This is a genomic window from Turicibacter sanguinis, assembly GCF_013046825.1.
Classification (GTDB): Bacteria; Bacillota_I; Bacilli_A; order MOL361; family Turicibacteraceae; genus Turicibacter; species Turicibacter sanguinis.
In genome coordinates, this window is sequence record NZ_CP053187.1 from 1,399,969 (window position 1) to 1,423,942 (window position 23,974).

At 33.7% G+C, this 23,974-nt stretch carries 17 protein-coding genes; all 17 read left to right on the forward strand.

Going from position 1 to position 23,974, the window contains the following annotated elements:
• The first annotated feature begins 88 nt into the window (after window positions 1–88).
• The 17 genes from HLK68_RS06860 to HLK68_RS06940 all read left to right on the forward strand — a co-directional run bounded on the left by HLK68_RS06860 (window position 89) and on the right by HLK68_RS06940 (window position 23,949).
• Complete coding sequence (locus HLK68_RS06860) at window positions 89–2,320, forward strand: Ig-like domain-containing protein (RefSeq protein ID WP_237701279.1); 2,232 nt, start codon at window positions 89–91, stop codon at window positions 2,318–2,320.
• A 407-nt stretch (window positions 2,321–2,727) separates the two neighbouring features.
• Window positions 2,728–3,093, forward strand: coding sequence for a hypothetical protein (locus HLK68_RS06865; RefSeq protein ID WP_006785176.1), 366 nt, complete (start codon window positions 2,728–2,730; stop codon window positions 3,091–3,093).
• Between the two features lie 67 nt (window positions 3,094–3,160).
• A complete protein-coding gene (locus HLK68_RS06870; protein ID WP_006785177.1) occupies window positions 3,161–3,820 on the forward strand; it encodes a B3/B4 domain-containing protein in 660 nt (219 codons plus the stop codon).
• A gap of 91 nt (window positions 3,821–3,911) precedes the next feature.
• Window positions 3,912–5,564 (forward strand): glutamine--tRNA ligase/YqeY domain fusion protein, encoded by a 1,653-nt coding sequence (locus HLK68_RS06875; protein ID WP_006785178.1) that lies wholly within the window; start codon window positions 3,912–3,914, stop codon window positions 5,562–5,564.
• Window positions 5,565–6,465: 901 nt separating this feature from the next.
• Window positions 6,466–8,691, forward strand: a complete 2,226-nt coding sequence (gene pcrA, locus HLK68_RS06880; protein ID WP_006785179.1) for a DNA helicase PcrA — start codon at window positions 6,466–6,468, stop codon at window positions 8,689–8,691.
• 55 nt (window positions 8,692–8,746) lie between these two features.
• Complete coding sequence (gene ligA, locus HLK68_RS06885; RefSeq protein WP_132942556.1) at window positions 8,747–10,735, forward strand: NAD-dependent DNA ligase LigA; 1,989 nt, start codon at window positions 8,747–8,749, stop codon at window positions 10,733–10,735.
• Between the two features lie 12 nt (window positions 10,736–10,747).
• Window positions 10,748–11,929: a CamS family sex pheromone protein gene (locus HLK68_RS06890; RefSeq protein ID WP_006785181.1), complete on the forward strand. Its 1,182-nt coding sequence runs from the start codon at window positions 10,748–10,750 to the stop codon at window positions 11,927–11,929.
• A 95-nt stretch (window positions 11,930–12,024) separates the two neighbouring features.
• Entirely contained in the window at window positions 12,025–13,896 is a 1,872-nt protein-coding gene (locus HLK68_RS06895) for a sensor histidine kinase (protein ID WP_006785182.1), read from the forward strand.
• Window positions 13,897–13,969: 73 nt separating this feature from the next.
• Window positions 13,970–16,804 carry an excinuclease ABC subunit UvrA gene (gene uvrA / locus HLK68_RS06900; RefSeq protein ID WP_006785183.1) on the forward strand — a complete coding sequence of 945 codons (2,835 nt, stop codon included), beginning with the start codon at window positions 13,970–13,972 and terminating at the stop codon, window positions 16,802–16,804.
• A 372-nt stretch (window positions 16,805–17,176) separates the two neighbouring features.
• A complete protein-coding gene (locus HLK68_RS06905; protein ID WP_006785184.1) occupies window positions 17,177–18,151 on the forward strand; it encodes a 3D domain-containing protein in 975 nt (324 codons plus the stop codon).
• 298 nt (window positions 18,152–18,449) lie between these two features.
• Window positions 18,450–18,983 (forward strand): phage holin family protein, encoded by a 534-nt coding sequence (locus HLK68_RS06910; protein WP_006785185.1) that lies wholly within the window; start codon window positions 18,450–18,452, stop codon window positions 18,981–18,983.
• An 82-nt stretch (window positions 18,984–19,065) separates the two neighbouring features.
• Window positions 19,066–20,004 (forward strand): HPr(Ser) kinase/phosphatase, encoded by a 939-nt coding sequence (gene hprK, locus HLK68_RS06915; RefSeq protein ID WP_006785186.1) that lies wholly within the window; start codon window positions 19,066–19,068, stop codon window positions 20,002–20,004.
• A 55-nt stretch (window positions 20,005–20,059) separates the two neighbouring features.
• Window positions 20,060–20,914, forward strand: a complete 855-nt coding sequence (gene lgt / locus HLK68_RS06920; RefSeq protein WP_006785187.1) for a prolipoprotein diacylglyceryl transferase — start codon at window positions 20,060–20,062, stop codon at window positions 20,912–20,914.
• Window positions 20,915–20,929: 15 nt separating this feature from the next.
• Window positions 20,930–21,580: a pyrophosphatase PpaX gene (gene ppaX / locus HLK68_RS06925; protein WP_055164621.1), complete on the forward strand. Its 651-nt coding sequence runs from the start codon at window positions 20,930–20,932 to the stop codon at window positions 21,578–21,580.
• Window positions 21,580–22,509: a thioredoxin-disulfide reductase gene (gene trxB / locus HLK68_RS06930; protein WP_132942555.1), complete on the forward strand. Its 930-nt coding sequence runs from the start codon at window positions 21,580–21,582 to the stop codon at window positions 22,507–22,509. The genes ppaX and trxB overlap by 1 nt, the downstream gene beginning before the upstream one ends.
• 91 nt (window positions 22,510–22,600) lie before the next feature.
• The gene (locus HLK68_RS06935) at window positions 22,601–23,416 is read left to right on the forward strand and encodes a putative manganese transporter (protein ID WP_055164619.1); all 816 of its coding nucleotides are present in this window, start codon (window positions 22,601–22,603) and stop codon (window positions 23,414–23,416) included.
• Between the two features lie 77 nt (window positions 23,417–23,493).
• Window positions 23,494–23,949, forward strand: a complete 456-nt coding sequence (locus HLK68_RS06940) for an NUDIX domain-containing protein (protein ID WP_006785191.1) — start codon at window positions 23,494–23,496, stop codon at window positions 23,947–23,949.
• Window positions 23,950–23,974: the final 25 nt, after the last annotated feature.

Here is a 23,974-nt window from a genome sequence, read left to right on the forward strand (position 1 = left end):
AATTTGATAATTAAATATTATTTAGACTAATGAAATTAGTTAAAGCTGCTATAATAAAAGAATAATATATTGTTTTAGGAGCGGGATGATGAAAAAAATATTCATTATAGGGTTGATATTGGTTTTTAGTATATTGAAGGATCAGGATGAAATTTTAGCAGAAACTAATTATCAGCCTAACTTAACAGTAGATGAAGTAGTAAAAAGACTTGAAAGTTATACGCCTAGCGGATTAACCAATTATCATCAGGTAATTGATCAGTTATTTTCTCTTGAATCTTTGATGGATTTATTTAGTCCGTATTATTATTACAGTATTAATACAGTCTCTAGTAGTGCAAAAGAAACCACTCGTATGAAAACGGTGAGTACTTATTGTGATCCTTATTTTTATGAGGTTGCAATGTCTAGGTCTGATGGAACATTTGAACATGTTGCTTGTGTTGAAACGTTTGATGAAGCGAAGCAGGTTAAGGAACGTGTGGGAAACTTAGTGTTTGAGGATGTTCCGGTTGTTTTAAATGATGGAATGATTGTGATGTCATTTACTCCTGCTATTATTCAGTTTAAAACGACGTCTTGTGGTGCGAATCATAATTTAAAAAGTCGTGCTGGTTCGAATGCTAAGCAAGATACTTATATTAATGCGTGTTATATTGATGATGCTTTTTTGCTTGATGAATCACAGGATGATTTCCAGGTTTATATGTCTGGATATGATGGATGGATTTCAAGACATGTGCTGTATGATGCACCAAGTGGTAGCGAAACGTGGGTAAATATTGTTCCTAGCAATCAGGTTCAAAACGTTTCTTATTATGAAGTGATGGGGGAGGACTTAGTTCATCATATTTCTAAGGATGTGCGTGATGAATTAGCCTCGTCATCAGTCATTATTGGGAAAGCACCTGATTTTATGGTTGAGAATCAGAAGTATTATAGTTATGATGGCAACTATTTTTATGATGATTGGACTAAGATTACAGCTGATAAGCAGTATGCTTTGAATTTGGATGATCCTTATTATAATTATTTTCAGTATCTACCTTATCGTTCAAAAACTAATTATAGCTTTGATGAGTTAAATATCTATTTAAATGAACTTGGTTATACGTTAAAACCGACTAGCTATCCTGCAAATACTAACGAAAGTCAGTTAGTTGGTGAGGGTGAAAGTTTTATTGCAGCCCAAGAAGAGTTTGGAATCAATGGTGGTCTTGAATTTTCAATGGCGCTTCATGAAAGTGGTCAAGGTCGAAGTAAGATTTCAATTGAAAAGAATAATACGTTTGGAATGAATGCAACGGATAACAATCCTTATGGAAATGCAACGATGTTCACGAGTGTACGAAATGGAGTCTATTATCACGCGCAGCGTTATATGTCTTGGGGATACACAGATGCGCTTGATGATTTTAGATATTTTGGTGCCCATGTTGGAAACAAGGCAAGTGGTATGAATGTGAAGTATGCTTCTGATCCGTATTGGGGTGAAAAAATTGCAGGTTGGTATTATCGTATGGATAAAGCGCTAGGTGGCAAAGATTATAATTACTATCAACTTGCTATTAAGCTGGATAATGAAATGATTCCAGTTTTATCGGACGACGATAAGACGGTGTACTTAACAGCCAACGGTAAAAGTAATTTACCGATTTCTAATTATCCTTTCCTAGTGTTAGAGAGAGGTGATGAATTACTGAAAATTCAAAGTGACATGGCGATTGAACCTAGTACGCAGCAAGCTTTGATTAATTCAAACTATGTATTTAAAGATAGCGCAGGATATGTGGATAGTAATGATCTTTTATTAGTGAATGAGACCACTATCAATAATCCCACTCAAATTTTGACTTATTTAAATTTAGGAATCGGTGACTCTCTTCCAATTCGTTCAGCTTTAGAAAGTTTAGGATATCATTTTGAGGCAGTTGAAATTGATTGTTCGATTGATGGGGTGATAGAAATTGGGCCAAGCTCTATCACTGCTTTGAATCCAGGACTTGTACAGGTTAGTATTTTACACGATGGAGAGATTATTAGAAGTTTTGATATTCGTGTTAGCATTCCTGTAGAATCAGTGGAAATTTTAAATCATAGCAAAGCTTTAAAAGTTGGAAAAACGATGCAGTTAGAATTCGGAGTGACACCAAGCAATGCAAGTAATCAACAGGTCATGTGGATTTCTAGTGATGATCAGGTTGCTACAGTTGATCAAAATGGATTTGTACAAGGCGTATCACCTGGGGATGTGACAATAACGTTGTTAAGTGATGATAGTGGGGTTAAGAGTGAAATCAAGATTCAAATTAAAGAATAATATATTGAAAAGCGACCAATATAAGTCCAGATAAGTTTTTCACACTTGGAAAACTTTTAACTGGACTATAGTGACACCTAAGGATCAAAAAGATTTCAGTACTGAGACTCATTTATAATAGTGAAATATATTTCTGTTTGTATATAGAATAAAAAATTATAACAAACATTAATCCCTATGGAAGATTTAAGATTTTGGCTCTGTTAGACGAAAATGTTGTTTTTAATACTTCATTCGCTTAAAGCAAAGATCACCTTTAAAAATTCTTAGTTAAAATCATTGCTATTAAGCATTTTTACCCACCAACAAAATTGTCTAACACAGCGAAGATTTTTAAAAAAATGGGGATAAAATAGAGATTAATTGGGAATCATAAAGTGGAAAACTCATTTGAGGGAGCTATGTTTATGGTCGTTATTGTATTTTTGATTTTATCTATTTTAATTTTGTTTTTATTTTTTGTGAATAAAATTCGTGTGACACAAATTAATCCATCTAATTTATTTAATTGGATGAAGTGGTATGCTTTATTTTTAGTTGTTTATTATGTTCTATCTTCTAATCAATATTATATTGATGGGATGAAGCAACCCTTTATGGATATCATTAATCTAAGTGTCTTAATCATTATTTCGTTTGGAATGATACTGTATGTTCAACAATATTGTATTGAAAAAGAACGAGAGCAAAAACTTAAAGAATTGGCAGTAGCTTATGCTTTGATGGAAAATGAACTTCGTCAAAAGGAAGCTGATTCTATTAATAAAAATTAAGAAGATAGTTTAAAACTATCTTTTTTTAGTTATATAATAAGTATTATGACAACTTGGAGGAGAAATCATGACTACAATTAAAATAGATCAACAATTAAAAGAAAAAGTTCCGGGATATTGTTTAGCGGTTATGTCATTTGAAATGACGGTTAAACCAACAGATGACGCATTAAAGAATGAAATGTTAGAGATGGAAAAAGACGTGATGAATCGATTAACTCTTGAAACGTTATTAAAAGAACCACGTATTGCTGCAGCTCGTAGTGGGTATAAGGCATTAGGTAAGGACCCATCACGTTATCGTTTATCAACTGAAGCACTTCTTCGCCGTTTAATTAAAGGAAGTGGTCTATATTTTGTAAATAATGCAGTTGATATCGGAAATGTTTTATCTGTTAAAACTCAAAGAAGTGTCGCAGTTCTTGACCTTGATAAAATTCAAGGAGATGTGCTGATTCGTATAGGAAAAGATGAGGCTTACGAAGGGATTGGCCGTGGCCAAATTAATATCGAAAATATTCCAGTCTATTGTGATGAGATAGGACCTTTTGGGACTCCGACATCTGATACGCCAAGAACTCGTATTACGGAAGAGACGAAAAAGATTTTATTATTTATTACATCGTTTAATGGAACTGATGGATTGGAAGAAGATGCGAAGTTGGCACAGGATTTATTTACTAAGTATGGCGAAATGATGAATTTATCAATGGATTTAGTGGAATAATGATACTATCTAAAGTAGACTTATGATATAATCTAGAAATGGATTTTTATTTTATAAAAAGGAAATTTTTGAATCTTAGCGAGGTGTTTTTATGGAAATGGTCAATGAAAATTCAAACTTCATTAAGACGATTATGAAAGAGGATTTAGAAAGTGGTAAACATAAAGAGATTATTACACGTTTCCCACCAGAACCAAATGGTTACTTACATATCGGACATGCGAAAGCGATTTTAACAAATTATTTATTAGCTAAAGAATTTGGCGGAAAAATGAACCTTCGTTTTGATGATACAAATCCTGTAAAAGAAGATGAAGAATATGTTCAAGGAATTATTAACGATATTAAATGGTTAGGTGTAGAGTATAACCAATTATTATTCGCTTCTGATACTTTTGATAAAATGTATGAACATGCAATCGATTTAATCAAAAAAGGTAAAGCTTACGTTGATGATCAAACTCCTGAACAAATGCGTGAAAATCGTGGAACATTAACTCAACCAGGAGTTGAATCTCCATACCGTAATCGTACAGTAGAAGAGAATCTAGAGTTATTTGAAAATATGAAAAATGGTCTTTATCCAGATGGTTCTCGTGTACTTCGTGCAAAAATTGATATGGCTTCACCTAATATGAACTTACGTGACCCTGCTTTATATCGTATTTTACATACAGAGCATCATAATACAGGTAATAAGTGGTGCATTTACCCAATGTATGACTATGCTCATCCACTTGAAGATGCATTTGAAGGAATTACTCACTCTTTATGTTCATTAGAATATGAGGATCACCGTCCACTTTATGATTGGGTAATTGAAAATTGCGAAACAGAAGCTAAACCTCGCCAAATTGAATTCGCTCGTTTAAACATGAAAAATACAATCATGTCAAAACGTTATTTAAAACAATTAGTTGATGAAGGGATTGTTTGTGGATGGGATGATCCACGTATGCCAACAGTTGCAGGACTTCGTCGTCGTGGATATACAGCAGAAGCTATTACCAACTTCATTCAAGAAGCGGGATTATCTAAAGCGGTTAGTACAATTGATCCACAAATGTTAGAACACTTCATCCGTGAAGATTTAAAATTAAAAGCGCCTCGTACAATGGCAGTGTTAAAACCTTTAAAAGTTGTAATTACAAACTATCCAGAAGGACAAGTTGAATATCTAGACGCTGAGATTAATCCAGAAGTTCCTGAAATGGGAATGCGTAAAATTCCATTCTCTCGTGAAATTTATATTGAACAAGAAGACTTCATGGAAAATCCAGTTCCTAAATACTTCCGTTTATTCCCTGGAAATGAGGTTCGTTTAAAACACGCTTACTTCATCAAGTGTACAGATGTGATTAAAGACGAAGAAGGTAATATCACTGAAATTCATGCGACATATGATCCAGAAACAAAATCAGGATCAGGATTCACAGGACGTAAAGTAAAAGGAACAATTCACTGGGTAGATGCAACACACAACATCCCAGCAGACTTCCATTTATACGAACCATTATTAATCGAAAATGAAGAAACAGAAGGATTACCATTCTTAGAGCGCATCAATAAAAACTCTGAAAAAATCGTACAAGGATTCGTAGAAGAAAACATGAAAGATGTAAAAGGACACGACAAATTCCAATTCTTCCGCCATGGATACTTCAACGTGGATCCAATCCGCACAAAAGACGGAAAACTATCATTCAACCGAATCGTATCATTAAAATCAAGTTTTAAATTATAAAGCTGTGGCAGTGGACTTACCGCCTGTAATTAAGCTTTTTATATAGAAAACACGCTCTACATGAGCGTGTTTTCTTTTAGACGAAGTCTCTATTGTTGGACAGGTATCGAAGCCCACAGCTAAGTTTATATAAGGCCACGTTCATTGAACGTGGTTTTTTTTCTAAAGTGCTTAATCACTGATGGGGAGGGCCCATTATGTGAAGTATTAATCTTTATCTTTAATGATGTGTATGAAAAACACAGAGGGTGAATAAAACTGTAGAGGTTCCTCAATGATTGTCGAAGATAATCTACTACTTAATGGTCAGGGGAATTAGCATTTGGTCGAGGTCTAAAATCTTAGAATTCGTGTCGTCAATTCTAAGATTTGCATTATTCTAGTTGAGCTTTTTTATTAGGGGGGAAGTTTATAGGAAATACGAGTTTTAAAAGTTAAGATCACGTATAAAATAAGTGTTTTTTTAAAATTTAAATAAGTATAAATTTATCAATGTTTGGATGTGAATCTAATTTATCAAAAGTTGAATAAGGAATCTGAAATAACTGTAAAATAATAAATATGTCTCTTTTCTAAATTTATTCTCAAAAAATGGCTGAACTTGAACATTTGTTTGTTTAATTTGATAGCTAAAATTGTTATAATAAAACAGAATGTCTTTAAATATGAAATAATTGAAATTTTTATATATAAGACTAAATAATTTTTAGAAGGTTAAAAAATTTTTACTTCTGCTTACTAACGGAGGATCATTCTTTGATGTAGGGAATTTATTCCTAGCAGTTGGGGAATGTGTTATCACACACTTAAATCCCTTAGACTATAGGACGTCTTACTATGAAAGCTAAGACTGAGTATAAAAATGTTAAAAAATTATATGTTTGAATATAGAGGTGAAATGATGAATCATTTATTACAGAATATGAATCCACAGCAAAAACAGGCAATTGAGACAACTGAAGGTCCATTACTTGTTATGGCAGGAGCTGGTTCAGGAAAGACACGTGTTTTAACGCATCGTATTGCTTATTTAATGTCTGAAAAATTAGTAGCTCCGTATAATATTTTAGCAATTACGTTTACGAATAAAGCTGCACGTGAAATGAAAGAGCGTGTGGAAAAACTAATTGGTGATCGTGGAAAAGATGTTTGGATTTCAACATTCCACTCGATGTGTGTACGTATTTTACGTCGCGATATCGATTTAATTGGATATGATTTAAACTTTGGAATTTTAGATGATACAGATCAATTAAGTGTCATTAAAACAGTTATGGAAGAATTAAACTTAGATCCAAAACGCCAGTCGCCTAAATACTTTTTAAATCAAATTAGTAATGCGAAGAATGAACTAAAAACACCTCGTGATTTACGTAAGGAATTTGAAAATGAAGATGTTATTCGTGTTTATGAAAAATATCAACAAGTATTATTTAAAAATAACCGTGTTGACTTTGATGATTTATTAATGTTAACTGTTCATTTATTTGAAAGAGAGCCTGAAGTTTTAGCATTCTATCAAAACAAATTCCAATATATCCATATCGATGAGTATCAAGATACAAATAATGCTCAATATACCATCGTTAAGATGTTAGCTAAAAAGTTTAGAAATATTTGCGTTGTAGGAGACTCTGATCAGTCAATTTATAGTTGGCGTGGAGCGAATATTGAAAATATTTTATCATTTGAACATGATTATCCTGATGCAACAGTTGTTCTACTTGAGCAAAACTATCGTTCAAAACAAATGATTTTAAACGCAGCTAATGATGTTATTAAAAATAATAGTGGACGTCGTGATAAAAAATTATGGTCTGATCGTGGTGTTGGTGATGTTATTGAATATTACCGTGCAACAGATGGTGATGTAGAAGCGACTTATGTAGCAGACAAAATCTCTTATATGCACCGAGATGCACATGAATACCATGAGTTTGCTGTATTATATCGAACAAACTCTCAATCACGTGCGATTGAACAGGCGCTACTTCGTCAAAATATTCCTTATCGTTTAGTTGGTGGACAAAGTTTCTTCAAACGTAAAGAGATTAAAGATTTAATGGCCTATCTGCGATTAATTTTAAATCCTGATGATGATTTATCATTTGCACGCGTCGTTAATGAACCAAAGCGTGGAATTGGGGCAACGTCTGTGGATAAACTTAAAGTTTTTGCAGCTGAGTCTGAACTATCATGTATGGCAAGTATCCAAGATGCAACAGGTGTTATTCCTAAAGCAACATTAAATAAAATGATGGATTTTAAAACAATGATTTATATGATGCGTATGGAAATGGACACGTATTCAATGGTTGAATTAATTGATATGGTTCTTGAGCGTACAGGTTATTTACAAATGTTAAAAGATGAAAAAACAATTGAAGCAGATAGCCGTATTGATAACTTAGAAGAGTTTAAATCGATGGCAGGTCACTTTGAGGAGCAAGAATTAGATTTAATTTTAGCCGAAGAAGAAAGTGAAGAACGTGCTGAAGATTTACCAACATCAGTTAAATTAACGATTTTATTAAATGATTTAATGTTACAAACGGATGTTGAAACGGAAGAAGAATCAAATGAATCAAAAGTAACACTTATGACCATTCATGCTGCAAAGGGTCTTGAGTTCCCTGTTGTTTTCCTTTGCGGATTTGAAGATGGCGTCTTCCCACTACGTTCTGCGATTGAAGAAGGGGCCGATGAATTAGAGGAGGAGCGTCGATTAGCTTATGTGGCGATTACGCGTGCGGAAGATATTTTAATTATTACAAACGCACAAAGTCGCTATCAGTATGGAAATCGTACAGCGAATCCAGAGTCAATGTTTATTCGTGAAATTAGTGAAGAGTATTTAAATAAAACAGGCGTTCAATCACGCCCACGTCCTTCATTTAGTTTAAGTGAAGTATTAGAGCCTAAAAAAGAAGAGCCGAAGCGTAACATTAAAACTATTAGCTTAAACAATAATGCCTCTTGGAATAGTGGCGATAAAGTGGAACATGAATCATTCGGTGAAGGCGTTGTCGTAGGAGTTAAAGGAGAAGTCGTTTCAATTGCTTTTAGTGCTCCGCACGGCATTAAAAAGTTGATGGGATCACATCCTGCTTTGAAAAAACGTTCTTAATGAGTCATGATTAAACATATAAAGAAGAGTAAATATGAGTAACGGAGGATTAGTCATGGAAAAACTTCGAATTGAAGAGTTAACAAAACTTTTAACACAGTATAACCATGAATATTATGTATTAGATAAACCGAGTGTTAGCGATCGTGAATACGATCGTTTAATGCAGGAATTAATGGAACTTGAAGAAAAGCATCCTGAACTTAAGTCTAATACCTCTCCAACGGTTCGTGTTGGAGGAAAGGTTCTAGAAGGATTTAATAAAATTGAACATGAAAAACCGATGTTATCTCTTTCAAATGCTTTTAATGAGGATGACTTACGTGATTTTGATACACGAGTTAAAAAAGTATCGCCAAAAGCAACATATGTTTGTGAATTGAAAATCGATGGATTAGCCGTGACGCTACATTATAATAATGGAGCCTTTGTTAAAGGGGCAACACGTGGGGATGGGGTCATTGGAGAGGATATTTCGGAAAACTTAAAAACAATCAAAACAATTCCTCTTCATATCAATAATAATCAACCGCTTGAAGTACGTGGTGAAGTTTATATGTCAAAAGCGACGCTTGAGAAGTTAAATGAAGAACGTGCTGCTAAAGGAGAAGAGTTATTTGCAAATCCTCGTAATGCAGCCGCAGGTTCGCTTCGTCAATTAGATTCACGTATTGCGGCAAAACGAAACTTAGCAATGTTTTGTTACGCGGTTCCGAGTGCGGCTGATTTAGGTTGTACAACACATGAGGAGAGCTTACAAAAAATTTCTGAACTTGGTTTTAATGTAAATCCAAATCGTCAAGTCTGCGAAAATATTGATGAAGTCTTAGAGTACATTAACCGTTGGACAAATGCGCGTTTTGATTTACCATATGAAATTGATGGAATTGTAATTAAAGTGAATCAATTACAGGAACAAGATAAGTTAGGAAACACAGTGAAGAGTCCACGTTGGGCGATTGCCTATAAGTTCCCAGCTGAAGAAGTTGAAACCATTTTAACGGATATTATATTTACGGTTGGTCGTACAGGAATGGTAACGCCTAATGCTGTGTTAGAACCGGTTCGTGTAGCGGGAACTCGAGTTTCTCGTGCAACGTTACATAATGAAGATTATGTGACATCACGAGATATACGTATTAATGACCGTGTCATTATTCGAAAAGCAGGAGAAATTATTCCTGAGGTTGTAAAGCCAGTCATTGATGCGCGTAATGGCGATGAAATACCATTTGAAATGATTTCAACTTGTCCACGTTGTTCTAGTGAATTAGTTCGTGAAGCAGGTGAAGCGGATTATTATTGTTTAAATATTGATTGTCCTGCGCGAATTGTTGAAAGTTTAAGTCATTTTGTTTCTCGTGATGCGATGAATATTGATGGACTTGGAATCAAAGTAGTCGAGCAGTTATTTGAACATAAATTAATTGAAAATGTTGCAGACATTTATCGCCTAACAAAAGAGCAATTATTGCCTCTTGAACGTATGGGAGATAAAAAAGCAACGAATCTATTAAATGCAATTGAAGCAAGTAAAGAAAATAGTTTAGAGAAATTATTATTTGGACTTGGAATTCGTCATGTTGGAAGTAAGACAGCTAAGGTTCTAGCAACTCAGTTTGAAAATATGGATTCGTTAATGGACGCAAAATTTGATGACTTTAAAGTAGTAGCAGAGGTCGGAGATGTTATTGCAAATAGTATCGTTCATTATTTCTCTCAAACGGCTAATGTTGAATTAATTGATCAGTTAAAAGAACTAGGATTAAATATGTCATATAAAGGGGCCCGTTTAGCTGATGCTAATACAGAGCACGTATTCTTTGGGAAAACAGTCGTATTAACTGGAACACTTGAAACGTTATCGAGAAAAGAAGCAGGCATTAAATTAGAATCGCTTGGGGCGAAAGTTTCAGGAAGTATTAGTTCTAATACAGACTATTTAATCGCTGGAGCAAAAAGTGGTTCTAAATTAACCAAAGCGCAGCAATTAGGCGTGACAGTATTAGATGAAGCAACGTTTTTATCGATGATGAATGAGTAGGAGGGGCTAAAAATGAAAAAAATTTATTTAAGATTTTTAAGTGTTTTTGTACTTAGTATACTATTAGTTGCCTGTTCAAAACCTCCAGTTCCAGCAGTACAAGAGGAGAATATTTCGCAAGTGGCTCCAACCAAACAAACATTATCTAATGATGCGACAGAACAGTACTATCGTACGATTATTCCATATGTTTCAAGTCCAACTCGTGGATTAGTTTACTCTTATTTAGCTAATAAATATGATATTGAAGAGATGGAGCTTTCGTTAATGCGTTATTCTCAGTCTTATTTCAATACGAATGAAGTTTATTTCCAAGAGGGACAGTATTTAACAAAACCTGTTGTGAAACAAATGTTAGCAAAGAAAAAAACGCAAGCAGAGTTAGAGCAAGCGTTAGCTGAAGATGATGAATATGTTGATTTAGGCTTAAATCCTTCAACTGATGAGACAATTGAAATTAATGGTCTGACCATAAATCCTGTTTATTTATCATATTTACTAGAACAAGATTATGTTGTACTCGAGGGTGATCAAACAACGTTAAAAGGTGTTTCAATTGGACTGGCGTTAAATCCTTATCAAACATGGAAAAATGAAGAATTAGGATATACACAAACCGTTGTCCTAGAAGAAGAAGAACTAATTGCAAAAGGAAAAGAGATTGCTCAACATGCCATTGATATTTTGAGAACTCAAGAAGGTTTTGAAAATGTTGATATCATGGTCGGATTGTATGTTCTACAAGAACAAAGTGCAGTCGTTCCAGGGCGTATGGTAGCTAAAACATTAGTTTCATCAGGCTCAAGTAAAATTAAAAACTGGGATAGTGTTAATGAACAATACTATTTATTACCAGATAGTAAAATTCAAGAAATTGATTATGAATTATCTGAACAGTTTGTCAAGTTCAAAGATACAATCAAAGAATATTATCCTCACTATTATGGAGTAATCGGAGTCGCTCATTATGTTGATAATAAGCTAGATAATTTAGAGATTACTGTCAATATTGATTTTTATGGATTAGCTGAAAAGCTATCATTCCATCAGTTGTTAGCACAGTTAATGAATGAGACATTCTCTAATTATTATGATATTACAGTCGTAGTGCGTTCAACTGAAGAAATTTTCGGAATTTTAACCCGTAATGCTAATGAAAAAGATATAGACGTAAATTTAATTAATTGGGAGTAAGAAGATCTAACAGAAGAATGTATACTAATTCATAAAATGAGAATTTTATTTTTATTTCTATTAGAGAGATTGAGTAAATGAAATAGAGGGATGAAATGAAACGATTAATTTGGCGCTTGACTATGACTTTTTGGGCTTTGTTCGTCGTCGTAGTTTGTGCTTTTTGTGTCAATTTTTATTTAAATTATGAAAAAAGTTATTCACAGAAATTATTAGAAATCGATCGTAACTTAAATACTATTGGTGAGGAAATTAATGATACCTTAACCAAATATACGAATTTAACATTGTCAGTTGGAAGTGTAATTGAGGGGTTTTATGAGAGTTCGTATCAGGTATATCAAACTTTGCCAGATTATCAGATTAATATGATCTTGCAAGAAATAGAAGAATCTAATACAAAAATTTTAACAGACGATAACGTGTTAAGATTAGCTTATCTCCAAACCTTTAAACAGTTGGATATTATTTTGTCAGATTTACAGGAAATGTATATGGAACAATATAATCTTTGCGATTTTGAATTAGTACCTTATTCTAATTCATATCAATTAGAAGATGAGTTAAAGACGATTGATTATATAGATAAAATAGAGTTGACAAATGGTGTGACTATATTAGAGATTGACAAGGATAATCAACGTCTTGGAAGGACTTATAAAGAAATCCACTACAAGGGAAATCCTATTGGATATATCATGTTAGAGTATTTGGCTCATTATGTAGATATTCCGCTAATTTCGACAATGGATAATATTATTTATTACATCGGAAATAATGTTTATATTCAAAGTGATAGTGCTGATTTAGAGATGGTTGAAGAGTTATCTACCGATAATATCGAGCTAGTTATCAGAGAGTTAACAAATAAGGGGTATTATGTGAGTCGCTTTAGTCCAGCAGATGAAATTGTTAAAATGGTTCATTTTTATTCAACAGCTGAACTACAGGAAATGGTATTAAGTCAAACGATTAGTTTATTTGAGTTTAGTACTATTTTATTGATTATTTCATTCTTATTTGTATCCTATTTACTTTTTATCGTGATCATTAGACCTTGTTATTTATTAGTTGACTATGTAAGACGATGTGGAGAAGGAGATTATACAATTCCACCTGGTATTAACTCGAGTTGGCGTTTTTCATTTGTAAGAATTAGAAATGCTTATTTAGAGAATGAACGTTTATTAGCCGTAAAAGATAATCAAAGTCAGGAACTTGAGTATGCTTGGAAAAAAGCATTAGTTGCTAATCAGGCTAAGACACATTTCTTAGCAAAAGTATCACATGAATTGAAAACACCATTAAATGCGATAAAAGGATATATTCAGTTATTAAAATTAAGTATTGATAATCCAAAACAGTTAAGACAAATTGAAATAATTGATCATTCAAGTGATTTATTATTAAAACAAGTCGATGAATTATTAGACTTCTCTGTAATAGAGGATGGAAAGGTGAAATTAGAAATTGATACAATCGACTTATTCCACACGGCACATGTGATTGAAGAATTATTTATTATTAATACGAGTAAGAAAAGTCTTGATTATGTCGTAAATATCGATGAACAAATTCCTTCTGTTTTATATGGTGATGAAGCAAGGATTAAACAAATTATTATTAATTTGATGTCAAATGCTTTAAAATTCACAGAGCATGGCAAAATAGAAGTTAGTTTTGATTTAGATTATCAAACAGAAAATGAAGTTTACTTGAGTATACGAGTTAAAGATACTGGGAAAGGAATTGCTGAAAATAAGTTAAATTCTATTTTTGATTCCTTTACACAAGAAAATAACTCTATTTCTAGACAGTTTGGTGGTACAGGGCTTGGATTAAGTATTTCAAAACGATTAGCTGAAGTAATGGGAGGGAATCTGATTGTAGAGAGTAAAGTGAATGTTGGTTCAACATTTACACTGTTTTTACCTTTATCAAAAATTCCAATCATTATCGAAGATTAAATGCTGAATATGGTTTTAAAAATTATGAAAAACATTTTTGTTTAGATATAGAAAGAATGAGGTGAATCTCATCATGAATGATAAAATTATCGTAAAAGGTGCTAGAGAACAAAACTTGAAAAATATAGATGTTGAAATTCCACGTAATCAGTTAGTTGTTTTAACTGGTTTATCAGGTTCTGGTAAATCATCACTTGCCTTTGAAACGATTTACGCAGAAGGTCAACGCCGATATGTGGAAAGTTTATCGGCTTATGCCCGTCAGTTTTTAGGCAATATGGAAAAGCCAGATGTAGACTCTATTGAGGGATTATCTCCAGCTATTTCGATTGATCAAAAAACAACAAATCGTAATCCTCGTTCAACAGTAGGAACAGTTACAGAAATTTATGATTATTTGCGCCTACTATTTGCTCGTATTGGAAAACCTGTGTGTCCCGTTCATGGTGTAGAAATTAAAGCTCAATCAGTTGAACAAATGGTTGATCGTCTATATGAATACCCAGAACGTACAAGAATGCAAATTTTAGCTCCCATGATTGTAGGTAAAAAAGGAACACATGTTAAAGTGTTTGAACAGTTAAAAAAAGATGGTTATGTTCGCGTCCGTGTTGATGGTGAAATGAGAGATTTAGATGATGAAATCGAGTTAAATAAAAATAAAAAGCACACAATTGAAGTCGTTGTTGATCGTATTGCAATAAAACCAGATTCAAGTGCTCGTTTGGCAGATTCATTAGAGACTGCTTTAAAACTTGGAGCAGGAAAAGTATTAATCGATGTGATAGGAGAAGAAGAGTTAGTATTTAGTGAACACTTTTCTTGTCCTTATTGTGATTTCTCTGTTGGTGAATTAGAGCCTCGTATGTTTTCATTTAACTCCCCATTTGGAGCATGTCCAGAATGTAGTGGTCTTGGTGTTCAGAAAAAAATTGATGTGGACTTATTAATTCCAGATCCAAAATTATCAATCGCACAAGGTGCTATTCGAGGATGGGAAAAGGAAGAAAATTATGCCCGTAAAATGCTAGATAACGTTTGTCGCCATTATGGAATTGATTTGGATAAACCATTCGAAGAGTTAACAGATAAAGAAAAACAAATTATTTTATATGGAACGACAGAACCGATTCATTTTTTATTAGAATCTGAGAGTGGGATAAAGCAAGAAAAATTTGATACTTATGAAGGTGTTGTTAATAATCTAGAACGTCGCTATATGGAAACTAATTCATCATTTATGCGCGAATGGATTGAAGGCTTTATGTCTGAATTAAAATGTAAAAAGTGTCAGGGTAAACGTTTATCGCAGCAAGCTTTATCTGTTTTAATTGATGGAAAAAATATTAATGATTTTACTGATCTTTCAATTCAAGAAGCATTAGATTTTATTGAAAACTTAAATTTAAATGATAAAGATAGATTAATTGCAAATTTAATTTTGAAAGAGATTACAGAACGATTAAGCTTTTTAGTTAATGTTGGATTAGATTATTTAACATTAAGTCGTTCAGCAGGATCATTATCAGGAGGAGAAGCACAACGTATTCGTTTGGCAACGCAAATTGGTTCACGTTTATCAGGTGTTTTATACGTGTTAGATGAACCTTCAATCGGATTACATCAGCGTGATAATGACCGTTTAATTGAAACATTAAAATCGATGCGAGATTTGGGAAATACGTTAATTGTGGTTGAACATGACGAAGATACAATGATGGCATGCGATTATTTAATCGATATTGGTCCTGGTGCAGGGATTCATGGTGGAGAGATTGTAGCCGCAGGTACCCCTGATGAAGTGATGAAGAATGATAAATCTATTACAGGACAATACTTAAGTGGAAAGAAACAGATTTTCCTTCCAAAAGAACGTCGAAAAGGAAATGGGAATTTTATTGAAGTCAAAGGTGCTTCTGAAAATAATTTAAAAAATATTAACCTTTCAATTCCAATGGGTGTTATGAATGTTGTAACTGGAGTATCAGGGTCGGGGAAATCAACGTTAATTAATGATATCTTATATAAATCAATTGCGACAAAATTATATCGTATGAAAGATAAGCCTGGCGCTCATAAAGAGATAAAAGGACTCGAATTTATTGAAAAAATTATTGATATTGATCAATCTCCTATTGGGAGAACGCCACGTTCTAATCCAGCAACGTATACGGGTGTGTTTGATGATATTCGAGATTTATTTGCGGCAACAAATGAAGCAAAAGTTCGAGGTTATCAAAAAGGACGTTTCTCTTTTAATGTGAAAGGTGGCCGTTGTGAAGCCTGTCGTGGCGATGGTTTACTAAAAATTGAGATGCACTTCTTGCCAGATGTTTATGTTCCTTGTGAAGTTTGTCATGGTAAACGATATAATCGTGAAACTTTGAGTGTCACGTATCGAGGGAAAAATATTGCCGATGTTTTAGAGATGACAGTCGAAGATGCGTATCATTTCTTTGAACATCATCCCAAAATTGCTCGTAAATTGAAAACCTTATGCGATGTTGGATTAGGATATTTACAATTAGGACAACCAGCCTCTACTTTATCAGGAGGAGAAGCACAACGTGTTAAATTAGCATCAGAGCTTCATCGTCGTATAACAGATAAAACGGTATATATATTGGATGAACCAACAACCGGATTACATGTAGATGATGTCAGACGATTATTAAAGGTTCTTGAGAGAATGGTTGATGAAGGAGCTACTATTGTTATTATTGAACATAATTTAGATGTGATTAAGATGGCAGATTATATTATTGATTTAGGTCCTGAAGGTGGTAATCGTGGAGGAACGATTGTTGCTAAAGGAACGCCAGAAGAAGTTGCTAATGTAGAGGGGTCTTATACCGGTAAGTATTTGAAAAAAGTTTTAGAGCGAGATCGTCTAAGACAAAATAGATAGAAAATAAAAGAGAGCTTTTTCTTAAGGAAGAGGCTCTCTTTGTTTTTTTAATTCATCTTAAAACGGTCGATAATGCGCATTTCAGACAAAGTGTTCTAGAAAAATCAGGAAAATCATCGAAAAACGAACGAAATGTGTCCGAATCACTATACTTTTATGTTCTTTTTGTATAAAAAATGTATTAAACAAGAATTAGAAGCGGTGATAGTGTTGACCTTTTTTTTGACCTCGTGCTATGATAGGCGAGTCGTAAGCTCACGCTAGAAAGATTACTTGCTTGTTTATCGGACGTAAAGAAGGAGGTGAACTGTTGCTAAAATGAGCTTGGTGAATGATTATTCACTATAGTGTTTTAGGCAACAGGCGCATGAGATGAAACGAGACCTAATTGCATTTATTACAGCTTTATGCGTAATAGTGGTTGGTATCTACGCCGTCATGCAATCCAACTTGAAGGAAGTAAACATCAATGATAATGGAGAGCTAAGTACATTCACAACATATCAGCAAACCGTGGATGAGTTCTTAAAGGAACAAAAAATCAGAGTTGGAAATTTTGATGATATGAACGTGAGTTTTGATGATCGCGTTTATGATGGTATGGAAATTGATATTACAAGAGCACAACCTGTCGTAATTAACGATGGGGGAATTAAAACTCTTGTTATGACAACGGAACCGACTGTCGATGATGTATTAAAAGCTCGTAGTATCGAGCTAAGTACAAATGATGAAATTTCAGTTGCCAGAACTTCTCATGTAGAAGGTGATATGGAAATTGAAATTACCCGTGTTGAAAAAGAGTATGAATCTGTTTATGAAGAAATAAATTTAGATACTGAATATGTTTACACGGATGAACTTCCTAGTAATGAACAGGAAGTTTGGAATGAAGGAAGTCCAAAAGTAGTTGAGCACGTCTACGAAAAAGTTTATAAAAACGGAGATCACGTTGAACAAACTAAAGTAGCGACTAATGTAGTTGATGAAGGTCAACCACGCACAATTGCTGTTGGAACTGGAGCCATTACTTCATTTGTTGCCAATATGACAGCATATGATGTTCAAAGTGCTGGTGGAGGTTCACGAGTAGCATGTAAGCCGTATACGGATGTTAGTAATACGATTTACTATAATGATAGTGAATACGGACAACTTCGTATCGTAGCCGCAGGGAAAGATTATCCTTGTGGAACAATTGTTGACATTGATGGAATCGGAAAAGCAATCGTTCTTGACCGAGGAAGTGCTATCACTGGAAATGATTTAGATTTATTGGTCAATACCAACGCATGGGATTTTGGCCGCAAATACAAACAAACTAAAGTCCTCAGATTGGGCTGGTAATCTTTCATTTACGAGGCGTTATAGCCACTTAACAATTTTAATTGCTTGTAGAGGGATGGACAGTTAGTGAAAGTTCTTACGACAATCAATATCAAGGTCATTAGCTGAAGCATTAAAATGGTCATAACGTGACGCGTAAATATTCAAGAGTCTTCTAGATTTAACATGATTGTTAAAGCTAGAAGGCTTTTTTATTATATTAAAAGCCCTAGAAACAAATTGACATGAATTGCTAAAAGTGTTGTGATACGTTTGAGTTATGATACAATAATATTGACTAGACTTTGGAGGGAGTAGAATGAATCGGAAAGAAAATCTTAATCAGTCTGATCGAGAAGTTATTGATGAAAATAAAGTAATTGAAAATCTCTTAAATGGGGATGCTAAAAATGAAAAAAAACAATCGGGTAAAAATCGTTCAGGTACCGAAGTCATATATTCAAAACAAGTTGGGTGCTTTGATTTAAAGTCTATTTTAATTAATTTAATGATTTATACGATTGTTTTAATGGTGACAAGTGGATGGTTAGGTGGATTTTATTTAGGTAGCTTTTTAGATGCCTGTAACGCAGCCATTATAATGTCTATCTTAAATATAATCTTAAAACCTATCTTAGTCCTTTTAACGCTCCCATTAACCATTATGACTTTTGGATTATTCTATGTTTTTGTTAATGGATTTCTGTTAGTTATAGCTGATTATTTAATGGGACCAAGTTTTGAGATTACATCATTTGGTGTTGCTGTATTAGCTTCTATTTTCATTTCATTATTAAGGATGGCAATTAACCATTACTTTTTAAAAGAAGATACAATAAAAGTGAAATTGTAATCAAAACTAAAGATAAGTCGTTTTCTAAACGATAGCTCATAAAGATGAATAAAATTCATTAAAATTATTTGGTGGTGATAGGATGAATGTCGTAACAGTTGCAGATTTAGTTCAAGAATTAAAATTAGAAGTAATCACGAAAGAGATTTCATTAGATCGTAAAATTACAGAACAAATGATTTCACGTCCTGGAATGGAGCTTGCGGGTGTTATAGAATATTTTAGAGACAGTGCAAAACGCCGTGTTCAAATTATTGGAACAAAAGAATGGTTATATCTTCAAACATTAGATTCACAAACTCGAAAAGAAAGAGCTCGTGTTTTATTCACAGAAGATACCCCAGTTATTATTTTCTCTAAAAACTTTGAAATTCCAGAAGAAATGATGGAGTTAGCAAATGAAACGCAAGTGCCGATGTTAAGAAGTCAAAAAGAAACAACTGTTTTATTTACATCAATTTCAAATTATTTAGAGGAAGCTTTATCTCCAATTGAATCAGTACATGGGGTACTTGTTGACGTCAATGGGATTGGAGTTTTAATTACCGGAAAAAGTAGTATCGGGAAAAGTGAGACAGCTTTAGAATTAATTCACCGTGGTCATCAATTGATTGCCGATGATCGAGTAGATATTTATGAAAAAGAACCAGGATTAGTTGTAGGACGAGCGCCAGAATTATTACAACAATTTATTGAAGTTCGTGGGATTGGGATTATCAACGTGGTTGAAATGTTTGGTGCCCGTGCGTATCGTCATAAAAAACGCGTGACATTAATGATCGAATTAGAAGATTGGAATAATGAAAAAATTTATAATCGAATTGGATTATCAGATGAAACGACTCGATTATTCAATACAGACATTACGAAAATTACAATTCCTGTTCGTCCAGGACGTAGTATTGCCTCTTTAATTGAAGTAGCTGCGATGAACCATCGATTAAAAGTTATGGGGTATAACGCAGCAGAAGCTTTCACAAATCAATTAAATAGCTATATTCAAAATAAAAATAATCAATAAATGATTTAGAGGTGAGGACGTGCAGCCTCACTTTTCATGTAATAAGGAGGATAATATGGATCACTCAGCAATTGAACCGTTAAATCGTGTATTTTTACAATTGGGGCCCATTACTATTTATTGGTATGCAGTTTTGATTATGTCAGGGGTCGCAATCGGACTTTATCTTGCCATTCGTGAAGGGAAACGTATGGGGATTAAACCAGAATTCTTTTATGATTTAGTGACATTTGGCTTACCAATCGCTATTATTGGAGCTCGTATTTATTACGTCGCTTTTTCTTGGGATTATTACTCTGTCCATCCTGAGGATATTATTAAAATTTGGCAGGGAGGGATTGCAATTCATGGTGCAATTATAGCATCTGTTATTTTTGGATACTTCTTCTGTAAACGAAAAAATATTTCACTGTGGCTTATCACAGATATTGCAGCTGTCAGTTTCTTTATTGCTCAAGCGATTGGACGTTGGGGGAATTTTATGAATCAAGAGGCGCATGGTGGAGTTGTTCCAGGTGCAACACTTGATGCTCAACGAGAATTTTTGCATTCATTATTCATCCCAGATTTTGTGATCAATAATATGTATATTAACGGGGCATATTATCATCCAACTTTCCTATATGAATCACTTTGGAATGTGATTGGATTTTTAATTGCAATCTTTATCTTACGAAAACTAAGTAAATTATTAGTTGGAGAAATTGCAGCCTTTTATGCTATTTGGTATTCAATTGGTCGTTACTTTGTTGAAGGAATGAGAACGGATAGTTTGATGTTAACGGATACGATTCGTATGGCTCAATTTATTTCAATCATCACAGTTATAGCTGTTTTAATTGTTGTTGTTGCAAGACGTGTAATGAAAAAGAATTTGGTCACATATCGTAGTTTCTATTTAAAAAACTAAAAGGAGTCTAGACTCATGATTAAAGCTGTATTATTTGATTTAGATGGAACTCTATTAAATACAAATGATTTAATCATTAAATCATTTACAGACACATTTAAACACTATTATCCGAACCGTGAATTCACATATGAAGAAATTATCGACTGTATTGGTCCAACACTCGAACAAACAGCGATGAAATATTATCCACAAAACATTTCGGAAATGGTTGAGATGTATCGTCATCATTATGTGTTAAATCATGATGGATTAATTAAAATCTATCCTGGAATCGAAGAAATGCTTAAAGCTTTAAAAGCTTTAGGATTAAGATTAGTCATCGTCACATCTAAAAAACGTGATATGACGTTAAAGGCAATGAAACATACAAATATTTTAGATTATTTTGATTATATTATTTCATCAGATGAAGTCACGCAACCTAAACCCCATCAAGAACCGATTGAATTAGCATTAAAAAAGCTAAATCTTTTAAAAGATGAAGTTATAATGGTGGGTGACAATTCACACGATATTGAGTGTGCAAATCATGCATCAGTCAAAAGTATTGCAGTCGGTTGGGCATTAAAAGGTGCAGATTATTTGCGAGGGTTTAATCCGACTTATATAATTAATACTGCTGATGAACTAGTAGAAATTATTAAAAAGGAAGGTGTTCAATAATGGAAAAAGTATATGATGTTGCGATTATCGGAGCAGGGCCTGCTGGAATGACAGCTGCAATTTATGCAGCACGTGCGAGTCTTTCTGTTGTTATGATCGAACGCGGAGCTCCAGGTGGACAAATGGTTAATACATTCGAAATTGAAAATTATACAGGATTTGAAAAGATTTCTGGGCCTGATTTATCAATGAAAATGTTTGAACATTCTCAAGCAGCAGGAGCTGAATATGCATATGGTTACGTTGAAAATGTAACAATTGCGGAGGATGGAACAAAAGTTATCGATTGTGGAGATCATAAAGTTTACGCTAAAACAATTATCGTAGCAACAGGAACCAAACACCGTTTATTAAATGTACCAGGTGAACAACAATTATCAGGACGTGGAATTTCATGGTGTGCTGTTTGTGATGGAGCATTCTTTAAAGGGAAAAAAGTTGCAGTTATCGGTGGTGGAGATTCTGCAATCGAAGAAGCTATCTATTTAGCTGGATTAGTTGAGAAAGTAACGGTTATTCATCGTCGTGATGAATTACGTGCTCAAAAAATTCTTCAGCAACGTGCTTTTGCTGATGAAAAAATCGAATTTGTTTGGGATTCAACAGTAGAATCATTTGAAGAAGCTGATGGAAAATTAGGTGCCGTAAAAGTTAAAAATGTGAAAACAGGTGAAGTATCAACAGTTGAGGTAGCGGGAGCATTCATCTATATCGGATTAGATCCAATTACGGAGATGGTAAAAGATCTAGGAATTACAGATGAATCAGGGTATGTAGTCGTTGATCACGCCATGATGACGAAGATTCCAGGTGTCTTTGCAGCGGGAGATGTTATTAGTAAAGAATTACGCCAAGTTGTCACAGCAGTTAACGATGGAGCAATCGCTGCACAATCTGCCTTTAAATACATTGAAACAAATTTACGTTAATTAACGAATGAACTCTCGTTTCGTTTAATATATTTAAAAAGAAAACTTTAATTAAGTTTTCTTTTTTTATGCAATTGAAAGGATGAGAGAGATGGATTTACTTATGGATGCTTTCTTGGATACGGCTAAAGTTTGGCCACTTTTGTATATAGTGTACGCTATATTTGAATGGGTGGAACATAAGCAAATAAATTTATGTGCAAAGAAAGAATTAGGTCCAATCGCTGGAGCTTTAAGTGGATGTATTCCACAGTGTGGGGCATCGATTGCAGCATCGTCTTTATACTCAGGACGTGTGATTACATTAGGAACTTTGCTAGCAGTTTTTATCGCCACATCGGATGAGGCGATTCCATTGATGTTTACTCATGTTAATCAGTGGAAAATGATTGCGTTATTAGTCATAATAAAAGTGATTTATGCAAGTTTTGTTGGAATTCTAATTGATTTATTATGGAGAGGAGAAAGATCAGAATTATCCACAGTTTCTAGATACGAGTATCAAAAGGAGAAATCAATTTTTATAGAGGCATTTGAACGTTCAGTGAAGGTGCTAGTCTTTTTATTTATCATGACGTTTTTGATTAACTTGGTTATTTCCTGGATTGGAGAAGACACATTGGCACGGGTATTAATGACAACCTCTTATAGACAACCTTTTTTAGCAGCGCTCATCGGATTAATTCCTAACTGTGCAGCATCTGTTTTATTAACTGATCTTTATTTAAAAGGCATGATTACCTTTGGTTCTTTGTTAGCAGGACTTTGTACAGGTGTGGGGGCAGGATTGTTAACCTTATTTAAAATGAATAAGTTACTTAAAGAAAATTTAGTGATTATTGGATTACTTTACTTTTTTGGAGTTCTCATCGGATTGACTTTCCATATACTGATTATTGGAATTTAAAAATTGACGATGTTAGTCAGTTTTTTCTATTTTGCTATTTATATGATATAATAAGGAGTAATGAAGGAGGCTAACGAATGAGAGTTGTTCATAGTTTATTAGTGCAAGATGATCAAATTCTTCTTTTGTTTAAACCTAGTCGCCAAAAATGGTTTTTACCAGGTGGGAAAGCTGAGTTTGGGGAGAATATTATTCAAACTGGGCTACGTGAGTTTTATGAAGAAACAGGCCTACAATTGAAGCACGCAAAATTAGGTGCTATTACAACGGTTGTAGTTGAAGAAGAATTAGAAAAAAAAGAGTGGATGTTATATACCGTTAAAGCAACGGATTCAACTGGTGAATTAATTGAGGAAAACCGTGAAGGTTCATTAGCGTGGCATTCCCTTAAAGAAGTTGATGAATTACCGATGTTTGAAGGTGATCGTTTTATTATTAAGAAATTATTAGAGTCAGATCTGCCTATCGTTTCAACTCAAATTTATACACCAACATATGAGTTAATTGAACTGATTCAAAATACAGATGAATAATATTAAAAAGTGATAATAGAGTGAA

Bases quoted from the DNA above. Each gene is read 5' to 3' on its own strand.
- HLK68_RS06860 (WP_237701279.1), top strand. From the start codon at position 89: ATGAAAAAAATATTCATTATAGGGTTGATATTGGTTTTTAGTATATTG.
- HLK68_RS06865 (WP_006785176.1), top strand. From the start codon at position 2,728: ATGGTCGTTATTGTATTTTTGATTTTATCTATTTTAATTTTGTTTTTA.
- HLK68_RS06870 (WP_006785177.1), top strand. From the start codon at position 3,161: ATGACTACAATTAAAATAGATCAACAATTAAAAGAAAAAGTTCCGGGA.
- HLK68_RS06875 (WP_006785178.1), top strand. From the start codon at position 3,912: ATGGAAATGGTCAATGAAAATTCAAACTTCATTAAGACGATTATGAAA.
- pcrA (WP_006785179.1), top strand. From the start codon at position 6,466: ATGAATCATTTATTACAGAATATGAATCCACAGCAAAAACAGGCAATT.
- ligA (WP_132942556.1), top strand. From the start codon at position 8,747: ATGGAAAAACTTCGAATTGAAGAGTTAACAAAACTTTTAACACAGTAT.
- HLK68_RS06890 (WP_006785181.1), top strand. From the start codon at position 10,748: ATGAAAAAAATTTATTTAAGATTTTTAAGTGTTTTTGTACTTAGTATA.
- HLK68_RS06895 (WP_006785182.1), top strand. From the start codon at position 12,025: ATGAAACGATTAATTTGGCGCTTGACTATGACTTTTTGGGCTTTGTTC.
- uvrA (WP_006785183.1), top strand. From the start codon at position 13,970: ATGAATGATAAAATTATCGTAAAAGGTGCTAGAGAACAAAACTTGAAA.
- HLK68_RS06905 (WP_006785184.1), top strand. From the start codon at position 17,177: ATGAAACGAGACCTAATTGCATTTATTACAGCTTTATGCGTAATAGTG.
- HLK68_RS06910 (WP_006785185.1), top strand. From the start codon at position 18,450: ATGAATCGGAAAGAAAATCTTAATCAGTCTGATCGAGAAGTTATTGAT.
- hprK (WP_006785186.1), top strand. From the start codon at position 19,066: ATGAATGTCGTAACAGTTGCAGATTTAGTTCAAGAATTAAAATTAGAA.
- lgt (WP_006785187.1), top strand. From the start codon at position 20,060: ATGGATCACTCAGCAATTGAACCGTTAAATCGTGTATTTTTACAATTG.
- ppaX (WP_055164621.1), top strand. From the start codon at position 20,930: ATGATTAAAGCTGTATTATTTGATTTAGATGGAACTCTATTAAATACA.
- trxB (WP_132942555.1), top strand. From the start codon at position 21,580: ATGGAAAAAGTATATGATGTTGCGATTATCGGAGCAGGGCCTGCTGGA.
- HLK68_RS06935 (WP_055164619.1), top strand. From the start codon at position 22,601: ATGGATTTACTTATGGATGCTTTCTTGGATACGGCTAAAGTTTGGCCA.
- HLK68_RS06940 (WP_006785191.1), top strand. From the start codon at position 23,494: ATGAGAGTTGTTCATAGTTTATTAGTGCAAGATGATCAAATTCTTCTT.